Source organism: Variovorax sp. 05N34, from assembly GCF_056397405.1.
The window spans coordinates 12,446-25,375 of sequence record NZ_JBFTNI010000015.1; the positions used below are offsets into that span (position 1 = coordinate 12,446).

At 65.6% G+C, this 12,930-nt stretch carries 17 protein-coding genes; 8 read left to right on the forward strand and 9 right to left on the reverse strand.

All coding sequences use genetic code 11. From position 1 onward, the window contains the following. Nucleotides 1-21: 21 nt before the first annotated feature. The 4 genes from AC1DMA_RS28090 to AC1DMA_RS28105 all read right to left on the reverse strand — a co-directional run bounded on the left by AC1DMA_RS28090 (nt 22) and on the right by AC1DMA_RS28105 (nt 3,006). Complete coding sequence (locus AC1DMA_RS28090; RefSeq protein ID WP_478146184.1) at nt 22-444, reverse strand: hypothetical protein; 423 nt, start codon at nt 442-444, stop codon at nt 22-24. Further along, a complete protein-coding gene (locus AC1DMA_RS28095) occupies nt 428-2,005 on the reverse strand; it encodes a DUF4384 domain-containing protein (protein ID WP_478146185.1) in 1,578 nt (525 codons plus the stop codon). The genes AC1DMA_RS28090 and AC1DMA_RS28095 overlap by 17 nt, the downstream gene beginning before the upstream one ends. A 26-nt stretch (nt 2,006-2,031) precedes the next feature. Beyond that, complete coding sequence (locus AC1DMA_RS28100) at nt 2,032-2,361, reverse strand: hypothetical protein (RefSeq protein ID WP_478146186.1); 330 nt, start codon at nt 2,359-2,361, stop codon at nt 2,032-2,034. A gap of 72 nt (nt 2,362-2,433) precedes the next feature. Continuing rightward, on the reverse strand, nt 2,434-3,006 hold the full coding sequence (locus tag AC1DMA_RS28105; RefSeq protein ID WP_478146187.1) for a hypothetical protein: 573 nt from the start codon (nt 3,004-3,006) through the stop codon (nt 2,434-2,436). Nucleotides 3,007-3,154: 148 nt separating this feature from the next. On the opposite strand from AC1DMA_RS28105, the gene AC1DMA_RS28110 reads away from it, so the two are divergent. Beyond that, nucleotides 3,155-4,114, forward strand: a complete 960-nt coding sequence (locus AC1DMA_RS28110; protein ID WP_478146188.1) for an alpha/beta fold hydrolase — start codon at nt 3,155-3,157, stop codon at nt 4,112-4,114. A 10-nt stretch (nt 4,115-4,124) separates the two neighbouring features. On the opposite strand, the gene AC1DMA_RS28115 is transcribed toward AC1DMA_RS28110, so the two are convergent. The 3 genes from AC1DMA_RS28115 to AC1DMA_RS28125 all read right to left on the reverse strand — a co-directional run bounded on the left by AC1DMA_RS28115 (nt 4,125) and on the right by AC1DMA_RS28125 (nt 6,331). After that, complete coding sequence (locus AC1DMA_RS28115; RefSeq protein WP_478146189.1) at nt 4,125-4,970, reverse strand: caspase family protein; 846 nt, start codon at nt 4,968-4,970, stop codon at nt 4,125-4,127. Nucleotides 4,971-4,974: 4 nt separating this feature from the next. Next, on the reverse strand, nt 4,975-5,592 hold the full coding sequence (locus tag AC1DMA_RS28120; protein ID WP_478127854.1) for an anti-sigma factor family protein: 618 nt from the start codon (nt 5,590-5,592) through the stop codon (nt 4,975-4,977). 142 nt (nt 5,593-5,734) lie between these two features. After that, on the reverse strand, nt 5,735-6,331 hold the full coding sequence (locus AC1DMA_RS28125; RefSeq protein ID WP_478127853.1) for an RNA polymerase sigma factor: 597 nt from the start codon (nt 6,329-6,331) through the stop codon (nt 5,735-5,737). Between the two features lie 117 nt (nt 6,332-6,448). Between AC1DMA_RS28125 and AC1DMA_RS28130 the strand changes: the two genes are divergently transcribed. Beyond that, nucleotides 6,449-6,682, forward strand: a complete 234-nt coding sequence (locus AC1DMA_RS28130) for a hypothetical protein (protein ID WP_478146190.1) — start codon at nt 6,449-6,451, stop codon at nt 6,680-6,682. 36 nt (nt 6,683-6,718) lie between these two features. Here AC1DMA_RS28130 and hmpA read toward each other — a convergent pair whose 3' ends face one another. Then, on the reverse strand, nt 6,719-7,912 hold the full coding sequence (gene hmpA / locus AC1DMA_RS28135) for an NO-inducible flavohemoprotein (RefSeq protein ID WP_478146191.1): 1,194 nt from the start codon (nt 7,910-7,912) through the stop codon (nt 6,719-6,721). Nucleotides 7,913-8,111: 199 nt separating this feature from the next. Between hmpA and norR the strand changes: the two genes are divergently transcribed. Further along, nucleotides 8,112-9,713: a nitric oxide reductase transcriptional regulator NorR gene (gene norR / locus AC1DMA_RS28140; protein ID WP_478146192.1), complete on the forward strand. Its 1,602-nt coding sequence runs from the start codon at nt 8,112-8,114 to the stop codon at nt 9,711-9,713. On the opposite strand, the gene AC1DMA_RS28145 is transcribed toward norR, so the two are convergent. Continuing rightward, complete coding sequence (locus AC1DMA_RS28145; protein ID WP_478146193.1) at nt 9,692-10,036, reverse strand: hypothetical protein; 345 nt, start codon at nt 10,034-10,036, stop codon at nt 9,692-9,694. The two genes, norR and AC1DMA_RS28145, sit on opposite strands and share 22 nt — an antisense overlap. 171 nt (nt 10,037-10,207) lie before the next feature. Here AC1DMA_RS28145 and AC1DMA_RS28150 point away from each other — a divergent pair, with 171 nt between their 5' ends. The 5 genes from AC1DMA_RS28150 (at nt 10,208) to AC1DMA_RS28170 (ending at nt 12,923) form a co-directional block, all read left to right on the forward strand. Then, complete coding sequence (locus AC1DMA_RS28150; RefSeq protein ID WP_478146194.1) at nt 10,208-10,396, forward strand: hypothetical protein; 189 nt, start codon at nt 10,208-10,210, stop codon at nt 10,394-10,396. Between the two features lie 136 nt (nt 10,397-10,532). Then, on the forward strand, nt 10,533-11,138 hold the full coding sequence (locus tag AC1DMA_RS28155) for an ABC transporter ATP-binding protein (protein WP_478146195.1): 606 nt from the start codon (nt 10,533-10,535) through the stop codon (nt 11,136-11,138). Further along, nucleotides 11,135-11,941 carry an ABC transporter permease gene (locus tag AC1DMA_RS28160; RefSeq protein WP_478146196.1) on the forward strand — a complete coding sequence of 269 codons (807 nt, stop codon included), beginning with the start codon at nt 11,135-11,137 and terminating at the stop codon, nt 11,939-11,941. The genes AC1DMA_RS28155 and AC1DMA_RS28160 overlap by 4 nt, the downstream gene beginning before the upstream one ends. A 94-nt stretch (nt 11,942-12,035) precedes the next feature. Next, nucleotides 12,036-12,653 carry an alpha-ketoglutarate-dependent dioxygenase AlkB gene (locus AC1DMA_RS28165; RefSeq protein WP_478146197.1) on the forward strand — a complete coding sequence of 206 codons (618 nt, stop codon included), beginning with the start codon at nt 12,036-12,038 and terminating at the stop codon, nt 12,651-12,653. A 30-nt stretch (nt 12,654-12,683) separates the two neighbouring features. After that, nucleotides 12,684-12,923, forward strand: coding sequence for a hypothetical protein (locus AC1DMA_RS28170; protein ID WP_478127844.1), 240 nt, complete (start codon nt 12,684-12,686; stop codon nt 12,921-12,923). Nucleotides 12,924-12,930: the final 7 nt, after the last annotated feature.

A 12,930-nucleotide genomic window follows, 5' to 3' on the forward strand; every position in this document is an offset into this window, starting at 1 on the left:
GGCGAAGGGGCGAAGGCGCTCTCAGCGCGGCAGCGCGAGGCTGGGCGGGGGCGGGGCAGGGCGGGCCAGGCAAGTGGTGCCGCCGAGATCGGCAGTGACGATCAAGGACCCGCCACGGCGGTCGGTCGCCACCATGCGTGCACCTTGCCGTGCATCGGCGCCGAGGGTGACCGGCCCCTCTTCGAACAGCAGCCGGCCGTTCTGCCAGCAGCGCAGTTGGTAGGTGGCCGGTGCGCGCCCGCTTGGTGAAGGCTGTAGGGGCTGCGCAGGTGGGCCCTGGACTGCGACGCGGTCGTCAGCGCCGATGGCAGCCACGCCTGCGGTGGCGCCGCGGGGCAACTGGAGCAGGCCGGTCACGGCAGCAAGCGCCACCAGGGAGACCACTGCCACGCGGGCGCCGCGCCGCTTCAGGCCATCGGGAATGAGATCACTTGGCTTGGACACGGAAGTTCTCCTGGGCGAGCATGCCGCCACTGGCTTTGTCGAAGGCGGCGCGGATCATCTCGAGCGTCACGCCGGGCAAGGGTTCGAAGTCGATGCCGACCAACGATTGCGGCAGCGAAGCCATCACATCGCTCGGCGTCGCGAAGCAGGTCACGGTCTCGGGCACGCCCTTCGTGTTCATCGAGAGCTGGAAGCGCATCGCGCCGGGCAGCGTGATCGGCTTGGCCGCTGCAACGCGGGAGTCCTGCGTGAATCGGTTGGGGAAGAAGCGCACCACCTTCGAGTCCTCGTCGCGGAGGTAGCAGTAGACATGCGCATCCTGCGAAGGCGCAAGGGACAGGTTGATCGACTCCCCGCGGGCAAACCGCGTCTGCTGGTTGGGGGCGGACACTGCCAGCTTCAGTGGCGTTGCCGAAGGGCCGGGCGCCGCCGCTGTGGGCGATCCAGCCGACGTCGCGAGCGAGCCGGGCGGAACGTAGCGTGCCGGTTGCGCCGGTCGCTTGATCTTGCTGTGGTCCGCAGCGAGGAAGGCGCTGAAGAACTTCTCGTCGAGCAATGCCGCGCGGCTGAGGCCGAGCTGTTCGCGATAGTTGGAAATCGCCTCGTCCATCGCAGGATTGAATTCGCCGTCGATCGGTCCGTCGTAGAACCCGCGCTGGCGCAGCTGGTTCTGGAAGTAGGCAATCAGCTCGACGCGCGTCGAAGCCATCGCGCTGTACCAATCGAGCATCTCCAGGCGCGTCTCTTCATTCGCTTTCGGATCGGAAACGCCCAGGCAGGTCCAGTAGGGGGTCTTCGTCAGCTTGCCGATGAGCTCCACGACCGCGAGTTCGACCAGCCCGCGCAGCGCCTGCGACTGGCCTTCGGAGCGGGCAAGGTTCATGCTGTAGTTGATGCCGAACTTGTGATACGCGGCATCGCCGTCGATGCCCTTGCCCTGCTTCATGATCACCACGGAGTTGCGTGACGTGACGCCCGGCAGCACGCCCATGTCGCTGGTTGTCAGCACGCTCAGGTCGAGCCCCAGCATGCTGGTGGATGCGTCGTTTGCGCTACCCAGGTTGAGGTAAGGAAAGAAGCCGAAGCCGAGATCCTTCTGGTTCTTGATCAGGTTCTCGTCGAACTGCGACACCGACCCCTTGATGTCGTAGCGCGGAATCGCCTGGTAGACCGCCGTGGTCTGCGCCGCCGACAGGAAGCTGACGACGTTCAGCGTGTCCTTGCCGAAGGCCACCAGGCGCACCGCACGGCTGCGCCGCGACATGTCCGACACCGCCGAGATCAGCATGTCGCGCGTTCCGGCGTTGAGCTTCTTCGTTTCGTCGTTGATTTCTTCGGTCAGCATCGTCACGTCATGCACGCCGTAGTCGAGCATCAGCGTGTCCATGCAGCGCAGCGCCGGCGAAAAGCCCGTGATCGAGCGCTGTGGGCGTTGCTCGGGGCCGACGCGGATCTCTGCGGTCTGTTCGATGGTGGGCTGCTTGACCTCCAGCGTCTGGCAGCCCGCGAGTGCTGCAAGTGCGGTGAGCGCCAGGAAGCGCGCGATGCGGGGCGGTTTCATGACATCTCCGTGGGGTGGATTTCAGGTCACTGGCAACCGCCGCGGCCGACGATGTTGATGGCATTGGGCGCAAACACGAACACTTCGCGCGGGGCGGTTCCGATGCGCCCGCCGGTGTCGAGATTGCCGATGTTCTGGCTCCCGCAGGTGCCCTGGTTCTGGATCTGGTCCTGGGTCCTCCCTTGCTCTTCAGCCTTGCGCTCCTGTGCGCTGATGCGGATCTTTTCCTTGGCGATCTTTGCGCGGAACCGCGAATCGACCTCCAGCAGCTCCTGCCCCGCGAATGCGCTGGCGCATCCGCCCAGCGTGATGGCCACAACGGCGATGCGGGTGGCGCGAACGAGGATGGCATTCATGAGGGGTCTCCTTGCTGGAAGACCGCCAGCGCCATGGGCGCTGGCGGATCAGGGGCGAAAACGCGGCACTGCTTACTTGGCGACGCCGATGCTTTGGGCGGCGGTGGACAGGAAGCCGCTGGCGCTGTTGTTCGAACCGTTGGCGACGACTGTCGCGTTGGTCAACTTGCCGTTGCCTTGTGCGCCGCCGATCTGCTGCGAAGCCGTCGACAGGAAGCCGCTGGCGCTGTTGCTGGCGTTGGTGGCTCGTACGACCGAGTTGCTCACCACGCCGTTGCCCTTGGCGAAGCCCACTTCCTGCGTGGCGGTGCTGAGGAAGCCAGACGCAGAGTTGTTCAGGTTCGTGCCCTGAATGTTGGTGTTGGTGATCTGGCCCTTGCCTTCGGCGTGGCCGACGTTTTGTGTTGCCGTGGAGAGGAAGCCGGAGGCGGAGTTGTTGGCGCCGTTCACCGTCACCGTGCTGTTGGCGATCTTCGAGTTTTGCTCGGAGACACCAATGTTCTGGCGGGCCGTGGCCAGGAAGCCCGACGAGTTGTTGTTGGCGTTGGTGGATTGCACCGTGGTGTTGGCGATCTCGCCGGCCATTGCGCCACCGAAGGCGAAACCAAGGGCGATGAGGATGGATGCTTTGCGAACGACTTGCATGACGATCTCCTAGGGATTGATGACAGGGATTGAGGTCGGGCTTGCCGAATTGCTTGCCTTCCCGCCCATGGGTTGCGGCGGCCGATCAATCGGTTCAAACAAATTTCCGGTGAACGGCGGGCGTCGTGCAGGCGTAGGATCGTTCGCGATGCCCGACAGCGCGCCGCCTGATCCGCCTGCGAAGCCCGCACGCCTGACGGGCGTGCGCGGTGCCTTCGACGTTTTGCGCAACTTGGGGTTGATGGGTCTCGGCTCGACGGGTGCGAGCGACTACGACAGCTTCACCGCCGGCGATGGCCACGTGGTTCCGGTGTGCGTGCTCGGGCGCGGTTCGCCGCTGGTGCTGGTGCATGGATTCGGATGCACTCACCGCGACTGGATGCCAGTCGCCAGGCGGCTGGCGCGGCGCCATTGCGTTCTCGCGTGGGACGCCCGGGGCCATGGCAGTTGCCGGGCGGCCAGCGGCAGCATCACGCTGGCTCGGCTGGCGAACGATCTGGCCGACGCACTCGACCACTTCGGGCTGCAGCGCTCGATCCTCGTGGGGCATTCGATGGGTGCGCTGACGTTGATGCAATACCTGCATCAGCATGGCACGGAGCGAGTGGCTGCCGTGGCGCTGGTCGATCAGTCGCCTCGCATCGTGACGGACGACGGCTGGCGTCTCGGGCTGTTCGGCGGCTGCAGCGCGTCAATGCTGGCTGGAATGATTGCTGGCGCGCGCCAGGACCTGGCCGGCATGCTGTTGAACGAGGTCGGCGCGCTCGGAGGTGCCTGGTTGCAGCGCCGGTTGGATGTCGAAGCGCTGCTCGGACGCGTGCTGCGCCGGCGCCTGGGGCGCATCGACGTGCGGCCGTTGCTCGATCTCGCCGAATCGATGGCCATGGCGGACTTCCGCGCTTCGCTGGCGCGCCTGGACACCCCGCTGCTGGTTGTGCTGGGGGCGCGCAGTCCGCACTACGCCGGTGTGCCGCTCGATGGCTGGTATCGCGACACGGTCAAGCATGCGCAGATTTCGGTCTACCCGCGCGCCGGCCACTCGCCGCACGTCAGCGAGCCGCTGCGCTTCGCGCGCGAGCTCGAGCGCTTCATCGACGACCACGCCTGAGCGGCCCGGCTCAACTGCCGCAGCGCCCCTTGTCGTCCGACTTGAAGCAGAAGTCGGCGGTCAGGCTGGACGATTCCCAGGGCACCTGCACGCGGCCGGTGTCTTCTGCGACGCCGATTCTCACGCGCTTGAAGAGCTGCTCGATCTGCAGCCCCGGCATGGACATGTTCGCCAGCAGGTGGCGTGCGTAGACGCTGTGGTCGCTGTTGGCGCTGTCGAGCGCCACGCCGTTGGGCGCCGTCGAGAAGGCCACCAGCGTGCCCACCGGCGCATCGAGCGTCGCCAGGCCACCCGGGGTCGCGCCGCGGAATTTGAGGCGCCGCCCGTCCGGACCGACGATGACACCGCCGGCAAAGGGGTTCACGCGGCAGGCATCGAGCACCACGATGTTGGCGCCGGTGCCGATGGCGCTGAGCCGGTCGACGAACTCGCCGACGTCCGCGCTTTGCCGCTGTATGTCTTCTTCGGATTGCGGATCGGCATCGATCGGCACCAGATAGTTGCGCCCCTTCACCTGGACCCCGTGGCCTGCATAGAACAGCACGCGAACCGCTGCCTTGGGCGCCCGGATCGAGAACTCGCGCAGGGATTCGATCAGGTCCGGCAGCCGCGTGTTCTGACGCAGGGTCACCTCGTAGCCAAGGCCGCGCAACGCGTTCGCGACGGCCATCGCATCGGCCGGCGGGTTCTTCAGGGGCGCACTGCGGTAGGCGCCGTTGCCGATCACCAGTGCAATGCGGGACCCGGGCGCCTTGACGTCCTTCAAATCGGCGGCGGCCATGGCGGCACCGAAGGGCAGGGCTGCGGCACCCAATGCGCCGCGCAGCAGCAGTCGGCGGGTCAGCAGTGTGGCCATGGGACTACTCCCTGGGTGGCACGCCCGGTGCGAGCGCTGCGGCCTGCACGATCGGGGCGGCCTGCACCTGTGCAAGCGCCGCCGCTTCGCTGCCGGACGGCACGCGCAGGTAGTAGTCGCCGAGCTGCCCGGGCCCGCCAGCCAGTTCGGCATGAATCCGGACCATCAGCATTCGGATGTCGGATTCCTTCGCGTCCGGCGCAAAGCTGACCTTCAGCATCGGGCCTTCTTCGACGCGAACCGAGTTCAGCGCGCGGATTTCGTCGGCGCTTTCACGCGCATCGCCCAGCAGCGCCGCGATGAGGCCGCCTTGCACTGCAATGACTGCCAGCGCGCCCAGCGCATAGCTCGGGCGCATGCCCAGGTTCCCGAAAAAGGCGCTGAAGCGCTCCGCCAGCGTCGGACGGTCGCCCTGGATCAGGCGCATGGTGCGAGCCAGGCCGATGGTTGCCGGCACGGGTGGGACGTTTTCCTGCACGCGCGCCTGCAACGACTGGTACCACTCCAGCTCGCTGCGAGCCTCGGGATGCTGTTCGATGTATGCGTCGACCCAGGCACGGTCATCGGCTCCCAGCGAGCCGTTGGCATACCAGGGGAGCAGTTCTTCGAAGCGTTCTTTCATGATGAGGGTGCTCCCGAATGCCGCGCGCTTACACAATATCGACTTGCGCGGCCGACCGCACCGAAACGCGATCTTCGTGCACGGGACATGCCCGTGTCCGCCTTGAGTTGCGCGAGCCCGCGGGAAGGTTCAAATTCATTTCTCAGGACGCGAGAGCGCCTCTGGCGCCGGGGGCACCGCCCTCACTGCGCAGCAGCGCCTGCAGGCAATTCTTCATCTTCTGGCGGGCGTGGAACAGGCGGGTCTTGACGGTGCCCTCGGGACAGCCTTGCACCTCGGCCACCTCGGCCAGGCCCATGCCCTCGTAGAACACCAGGTGCAGGCATTCGCGGTGCTCGTCCGACAGCTTGTCCATGCAATGCTGGACGCCTTCGCGCCGTTGCTTTCCCGCCAGTTCGGCGTAGGCGTCGGGTGCGTCGGAGGCGGTGGTTTCGGCGATGTCGTCGAGGTCTCCATGCACCTCGTCGGGCCGGCGCGCGCGGTACACCATCAGCGCCTTCCTGCGCGCGATGCCGATGAGCCAAGTGGAAAACTGCGAATCGCCGCGAAAGCGTTCGGGGTGCCGCCACACCTCGTAGAAAGAGTCCGCGAGGACTTCCTCGGCCCGCGCGTGGTCACCCAGCATGTTGAAGACATAGGCGTACACCTTGCGGCTGAACGCCTTGTAGAGCTGACGAAACGCTGCCTGGTCTTCGCGGCCGATGCGTACCAGCAACTGGTTGAGCTCGTCTTTGTCCATGCGGGCGGATGCCGTGGCGGTTGCGGTGAAGAAATATAGCGTTTCTGCCAATCAAGCAGAACCCATTTCGAGCTTCCTGCAACCCAGTGCCAGACAAGGACTAAGTAGGAGAGCGACATGGAACACGATCTTCGCCCCATCAACGTCATTCGTGCGGAACTGGCCCGCGCCAAAGATGTGCTCGCTGCCCTGGGCCCCGACTACGCCGGCTGCAGCGTTCATCTCGCTGCCCGCCGGCGTGTCAAGTGCCTGGCCGACGAGCTCCGCGTTGCCGAGGCCGCTGCCGAGCGCCTCGCGGAAGAGGTCGCGTTGAAGTGGATCAGTCGCTATGCGCGCATGGCGAGGGCCTGAGCCGCAAGACTGCTCACGTGGCCCTGGCCCCCGCTTTCATTCCAGTGCCGAAGCGGGCCCGAAAAACTCGTAGCGAACTTGCTTGTCCGGAACGCCCAAGGTCCGCAGCGCCTTCTTCGCTTGCTGCATGAACGGCTTCGGACCGAGGAAGTACGCATCGACGTTGCGCGTCCCGGGCGGCAGCCACTTGGCGAGCTTGTCCGCGTCGATCCGGCCGACGGCGTGGGGTTCATTGCCGACGCTCGACGGCTCGGGGGCCTCGTCATAGCAATAGAAGCGCATCAGCTGCGGATGCTTGTGCGCCAGCGCCTCGATGGCATCGCGAAACGCGTGCACGCTGCGAGTGCGCGCGAAATGAATGAAGTGCACCACGCGCGAAGTCTTCAACGCGGCCTCGAGCATCGCCAGCGTTGGCGTGATGCCCACGCCGCCGCTGATCAGGACCACTGGCCGGTCGCTTTCCTGGAGCGTGAACGCACCAGAGGGCGGGAACAGATCGAGCGCGCTGCCCACCTGCACGTGGTCATGCAAGTAGTTGGAAGCGAGACCACCGGCTTCCCGTTTCACGCTGATGCGATAGGTGCGACCATTCGGCGCGGCCGAAAGCGAATAGTTGCGCCGGATGTCCTGCCCCTCGAAGCGCAGACGCAGCGTGATGTACTGGCCCGGCTGGAAGTCGAGCACGGGCTTGCCGTCGACCGGCGCGAAGTAGAAGGACGTGATCTCGTCGCTTTCGACTTCCTTGCGCACGACAGTGAACTGGCGCTCACCGCGCCAGCCGCCGGGCGCCGCGGCCTTGCTGTCATAGATCTGCTTTTCAGCGCCGATCAGTATGTCGGCCAGTTGCCCGTAGGCGGCAGCCCAAGCGTCGATGACCTCGTCCGTCGCGACCTCGGCACCCAGCACTTCGCGAATGGCCCGCAGCAGGCAGGCGCCGACGATCGGATAGTGCTCCGGCAGTACCTGCAACGCGACGTGCTTGTTCACGATTTCGCCTGCCAGGTCGCCCAGCGCTTCGAGCCTGTCGATGTTCTTCGCGTACATGAGCACGCCGTTGGCAAGCGCGCGGGGCTGCTCTCCATTGGATTGGTGGGCCTGATTGAAAAGGGGGCGGACTTCGGGATGTTCGCTCAGGAGCATGGAATAGAAGTGCTTCGTCAGCGCTTCTCCACCGGTTTCGAGCAAGGGAACAGTGGCGGTCACGATGGCCTTGTGTGAGGCGGAAAGCATAGGAGAGTCTTTCGGTGATGGGAAATGGGTGGGAAATGGGTGGGAGATGGGTGGGAGATGGATGGTAGATCCCCTCTGGCATGCAAATGGTGCAAAAGGCGTTCCAGCCCCGCGCTTCAAACGAATCAAAGACTTGCGTGGCTATGATGTCTTTTTGACGCGGCTAGGATGGCGTCAAACCGACACGTTTTGAGTCAAAATGACAACACACCCCTTGCTCCAGGCCATCATCCCGCTCGTGGCCGATATTGCGCGCGAAATGCCCAGCGCCGAGCGCTACCGGCGCTTGCTGGAGGCTTTGCGGGTCGTGCTGCCCTGCGATGCCGCGGCCCTGCTGCAACTCGACGGCGAATGGCTGCTGCCGCTGGCGGTGGACGGCCTCAGCAGGGACACGCTCGGCCGCCGATTCCGCGTTGATGAACATCCGCGGTTCGCGGCGCTGCTCCAGGCGAACGGCCCGTTGCGATTTCCCGCGGACAGCGACCTGCCCGACCCCTACGACGGTCTGGTCGAGGGCGTCAAAGGTCATCTGCCGGTGCACGATTGCGTGGGTTGCGCAGTACGCGTCGACGACAGAACCTGGGGCCTGCTGACGCTGGACGACCTCGCGCCGGAGCGGTTCTCCCGGGTCGACCTGAAAGTCCTGCAGTCCTTTGGCAGCCTGGCCGCGGCGACCGTCAGTGTCGCGGGCCACATCGAGCAACTCAAGTCCCGCGTCCGCGACGAGAGCATTCGCGCTGAAGGCTATCGGCTGGCGGCGGCGCCGCGCGCGCGCGAACTCATCGGCCGCAGCCCCGCCATGAGGCAGCTCCAGAAGGAAATCGACCTGGTCAGCGGCAGCGAACTGCCGGTGCTGATCCAGGGAGAGACGGGCGTCGGCAAGGAATTGGTCGCCGAAGCGCTGCATGCGGGTTCGACCCGGGCGACGCGCCCCATGATCAGCCTGAACTGCGCCGCGCTGCCTGAGACATTGGTCGAAAGCGAACTCTTCGGGCATGTGAAAGGGGCGTTCACCGGGGCCGTCGGCGAGCGTCCTGGCAAGTTCGAATTGGCCGACGGCGGCACGCTCTTTCTCGATGAAGTGGGTGAACTCGCGCTGCCGGTGCAGGCCAAGCTGTTGCGCGTCCTGCAAAGCGGACAGCTGCAGAGGCTCGGTTCAGATCGCGAGCACCGGGTCGATGTGCGGCTCCTCGCTGCAAGCAATCGCAATCTGGCCGATGAGGTGCGGGCAGGGCGCTTGCGCGCGGACTTCTACCATCGCCTGAGCGTGTATCCGCTGCAGGTGCCACCGCTGCGCGAACGTGGACGCGACGTGCTGCTGCTCAGCGGCTTCTTCCTCGAAGAGAACCGCTCGCGCCTGGGGCTCAGCGGCTTGCGCCTCGATGCGAGTGCGCAGGCCGCGCTGCTCGCCCATGACTGGCCGGGAAACGTGCGCGAGCTGGAGCATCTGCTCGGCCGCAGCGTGCTGAAGGCGATGGGGCGGCATCCGCAGCGGCCACGCATCCTGAGCCTGACGTCGGCGGATCTCGATCTTGCGGGCGAACGCATGGGCGTCGAACCCCTCGAGATCGACGACGCCCGGAAGGGACCGTCGGCGTCGGCAAAACTGCGCGAGGGCGAGGGCCTTCGCGATGCGGTGATGCGCCTGGAGCGTGAACTGGTGGCCTCTGCATTGGCGAAGAACAACCACAACTGGGCCGCGGCCGGCAGAACACTCGGCATGGACCGCGGCAATCTTGCGCGGCTTGCCAAGCGGCTGGGGCTTGCGAGGCCGGCAAGTCAGTCGGTGCGTGGCGCATAGCCCTTGTTGGTCTGGCAGCCGAAACGGTCACAGCGCTTGACTGTCAACGGCGCATTTCGAACGCGCTCCTCGTACTCCCAGCGCGCGCGCGCTTCCGCATCCAGTTCGGCTTTTCGCTTCGCCATGTTCCGCTCTTCCTGCTCTCTGATGCGCTGATTCGGATCGTGATCCAGGATGACGGGGCCGGCGCCAGTCTGCGGTTGCGCTTGCTCGGGCATCGGGGCTCGCACGGCCGCGCGACGGGTCGTCGCGCACATCGTTGCCGCAGGGCGCATCGCATTGACAGCCTGCCGTTCGATGCCTTCCACCAAGGCAGTTTCCACTTCACGCTCCTCCTGCGTTTATTGCTTTCGCTTGGCGCTCGAGCTCCTGCAGTTTACATAAGATAAATTGTGTGATCATGCTATGTAGCGGCTGAATAGTAATGTCGCGTTTTGGCCAAGTAGAAATGTCGCAAAGTCTGCGCCTCCCGGGGCCGAGTTTGAGGTGCAGGGATGACGATGCTGAACAACACCATCACGATGACGATGCGTGCGATGGTGCTGGCTTACGCGGTGGGCGCCGGCGCGGCGCCGGAACGTCCGCGGCGGCATGCCCTCGGCGCGGCGTTGCTCGTCGTGATGCTTCTGTTCTCGTCCTTCGAGACGATTCGCCTCCTGCTCGATCGCTACTACCTGGCTTAGCAGGCCGCGGCGCCTTCGACAGCGCGACGGTTTCTGCCGCGGGGAATCACAATCGGCGGTGCAGGCGGATCTGGCGAGTATCGGCAGCATGGGCGTTGCCGGCGTCTTGCTCCAGCCTCACTGAAGGAAACCCGACATGTTGAGCATCCGCGGCCTGCGGTCGGTCCACGCAGGCCCGTTCGACTTCGATCTCGGACACGGCGAGTGCGCAAGCATCGTCGGACCGTCGGGCGTCGGCAAGAGTCTGTTCCTCCGACTGATCGCAGATCTGGACCCTGGGAGTGGCACGCTGACACTGGAGGGCCGGCCGCGCGATGCGTGTCCCCCTGTGGCGTGGCGCCGTCAGGTCATCTATCAGGCGGCAGAGCCTGCGTGGTGGGAGCCGACTGTGCGCCCGCACTTCCTTGCCGACTCGATCGAAGCTGTTGAGGCCGTTGAGGCCGCCCTGCCCTTGCTCGACCTGCCCGCGGCGATTCTCGATGCCGAGGTCGCGCGCTTGTCGACCGGCGAGCGCCAGCGCCTGGCGCTGTTGCGCTCGCTCTCGCGCAAGCCCGCTGTTCTTCTCCTTGACGAACCTACCGCATCGCTCGACGAAGCGTCCACCTTGGCGATGGAAGCGCTGCTGAAGGCGCGCCTGCGCAAGGGGCTGTCCATCATCTGGGTGACGCATTCGACCCAGCAGGCGGCGCGCGTGAGCCAGAGCCGCTACGCGATGACACGTGAAGGCTTGCAGGCACTGTGAACACCGTCGTACACCTCGGCGCACTCGACGTTGCCCTGGCGGCGGCGCTGGTACTCGCCAGCGCGGTGGCGTCGCTGCTGCTGCATCTCGACCTGCACCGACAGGTCCTCTGGGCCGCGACACGCATGGTCGTGCAATTGCTGCTGGTCGGACTGCTGCTGCGCGCCGTGTTCAAGGCAGCCTCGCCGGCCGTGACGCTCGCGATCGTCGTTCTGATGATCGCCGCTGCCGCGCGCGAAGTGGCTGTGCGGCCGACCCGGCGCCTTCGTTCGGCGGGCAATCACCGTATCAGTGTCGCGGTCGTCGGCATTTCGAGCGTCGCCACAGTCGCGCTGGCGCTCATGACGGCAATCCGCCCGCACCCGTGGTACGACCCCCGCTACGCGATCCCGCTGATGGGCATCGTGCTCGGCAGCGTGCTCAATTCGGCAAGCCTCGGCCTCGACAGCTTTCTGGAAGGCGTCGTGATCCGGCGTCCTGCGATAGAGGCTCAACTCGCGCTCGGCGCCTCTATCCATCAGGCGCTGCGCGGCCTGCTGAGATCGTCGATCCGGCGAGCGATGATCCCGATCGTCAACCAGATGTCGGCGGCCGGCATCATCACGCTGCCGGGAATCATGACGGGTCAGTTGCTCGCGGGCATGGACCCCATCGAAGCCGTCAAGTACCAGATCCTGCTGCTCTTCCTGCTCACCGGCGCAGGCGCCCTGGCCGCGGCGGGGGCGGTTTACCTGGCTGCACGCGCGATCACGGACGAGCGCCAGCGCCTCCGGTTGGACCGGCTGGCAATGAAGCAGGCCTGACCGGCCGAGTCGCGGGCACGTCGGGCCGACAGATCGGCCAAAACCCTACACATTCATTTCTTGCGGAGCGCATCCTTGGTCAATGCCGATGCCCTTGACTGCGAACCAGGCCAGTCTTTTCGAGGACCGCCCCGAGGACGGCGCGCCGGAAGGCTGGCGCTATGAGCCGGACTTTCTCGAGCTTCGAGAGGAAGCGTCGTTGGTCGCATTCATCCAGCAGTTGCCTTTGGCGCCAATGCGTTACAAGCAGTTCGTGGCACGGCGGCGAGGCATCAGCTTCGGCGGCCACTACGACTTCGATGCCAACCGGCTGGAGCCCTCGCCGCCGCTGCCCGATGAGTTGCTGCCGCTGAGGGCGCGGGCCGCGGCATGGCTAGGTTGTCGGGCCGAGTCGTTCGTTCACGCTTTGGTTGCCGAGTACCGGCCCGGCACGCCCCTGGGCTGGCACCGGGACGTGCCGGACTTCGAGGATGTCGTGGGCATATCGCTCGGCGGCGAAGGCCAGATGGAGTTCCGTCGCTATCCGCCGCGGCCTCGATCCCATCCACTCGGCGGGCGGCTTCGGGTCACCCTTGCGCCACGCTCCATCTATTGCATGAGAGGCCCGGCGCGATGGGAATGGCAGCACGCCGTCGTCGCCTCCGATGCGCTTCGCTATTCGATCACGCTGAGGACGGCGCGCCGGCCATCCGGCTTGCCGAGGCTCGCCTGAGACATGCATCCATCCATGAAGGGAATCACGATGACTGACAGCATCCCGAACAACCACCCGGCTCCGACACCCGAAGACTTGAAGAAAGCGGCCGATGCAATTCCTGAGGGACCGAATGTCGAGTACAGCCCGAACGAGTTGCAGGCAGCGAAGGGCGAAACGCCCCTGGAGGGCCCGCGTGCCGGAGACGAAGACGCTGAGGCTCGACTCAGTCCGAAGCCGACGAGCCCCACATCCGACGATGCCGAAGATGCCGAGGAAAAGGGCTGACGCGATA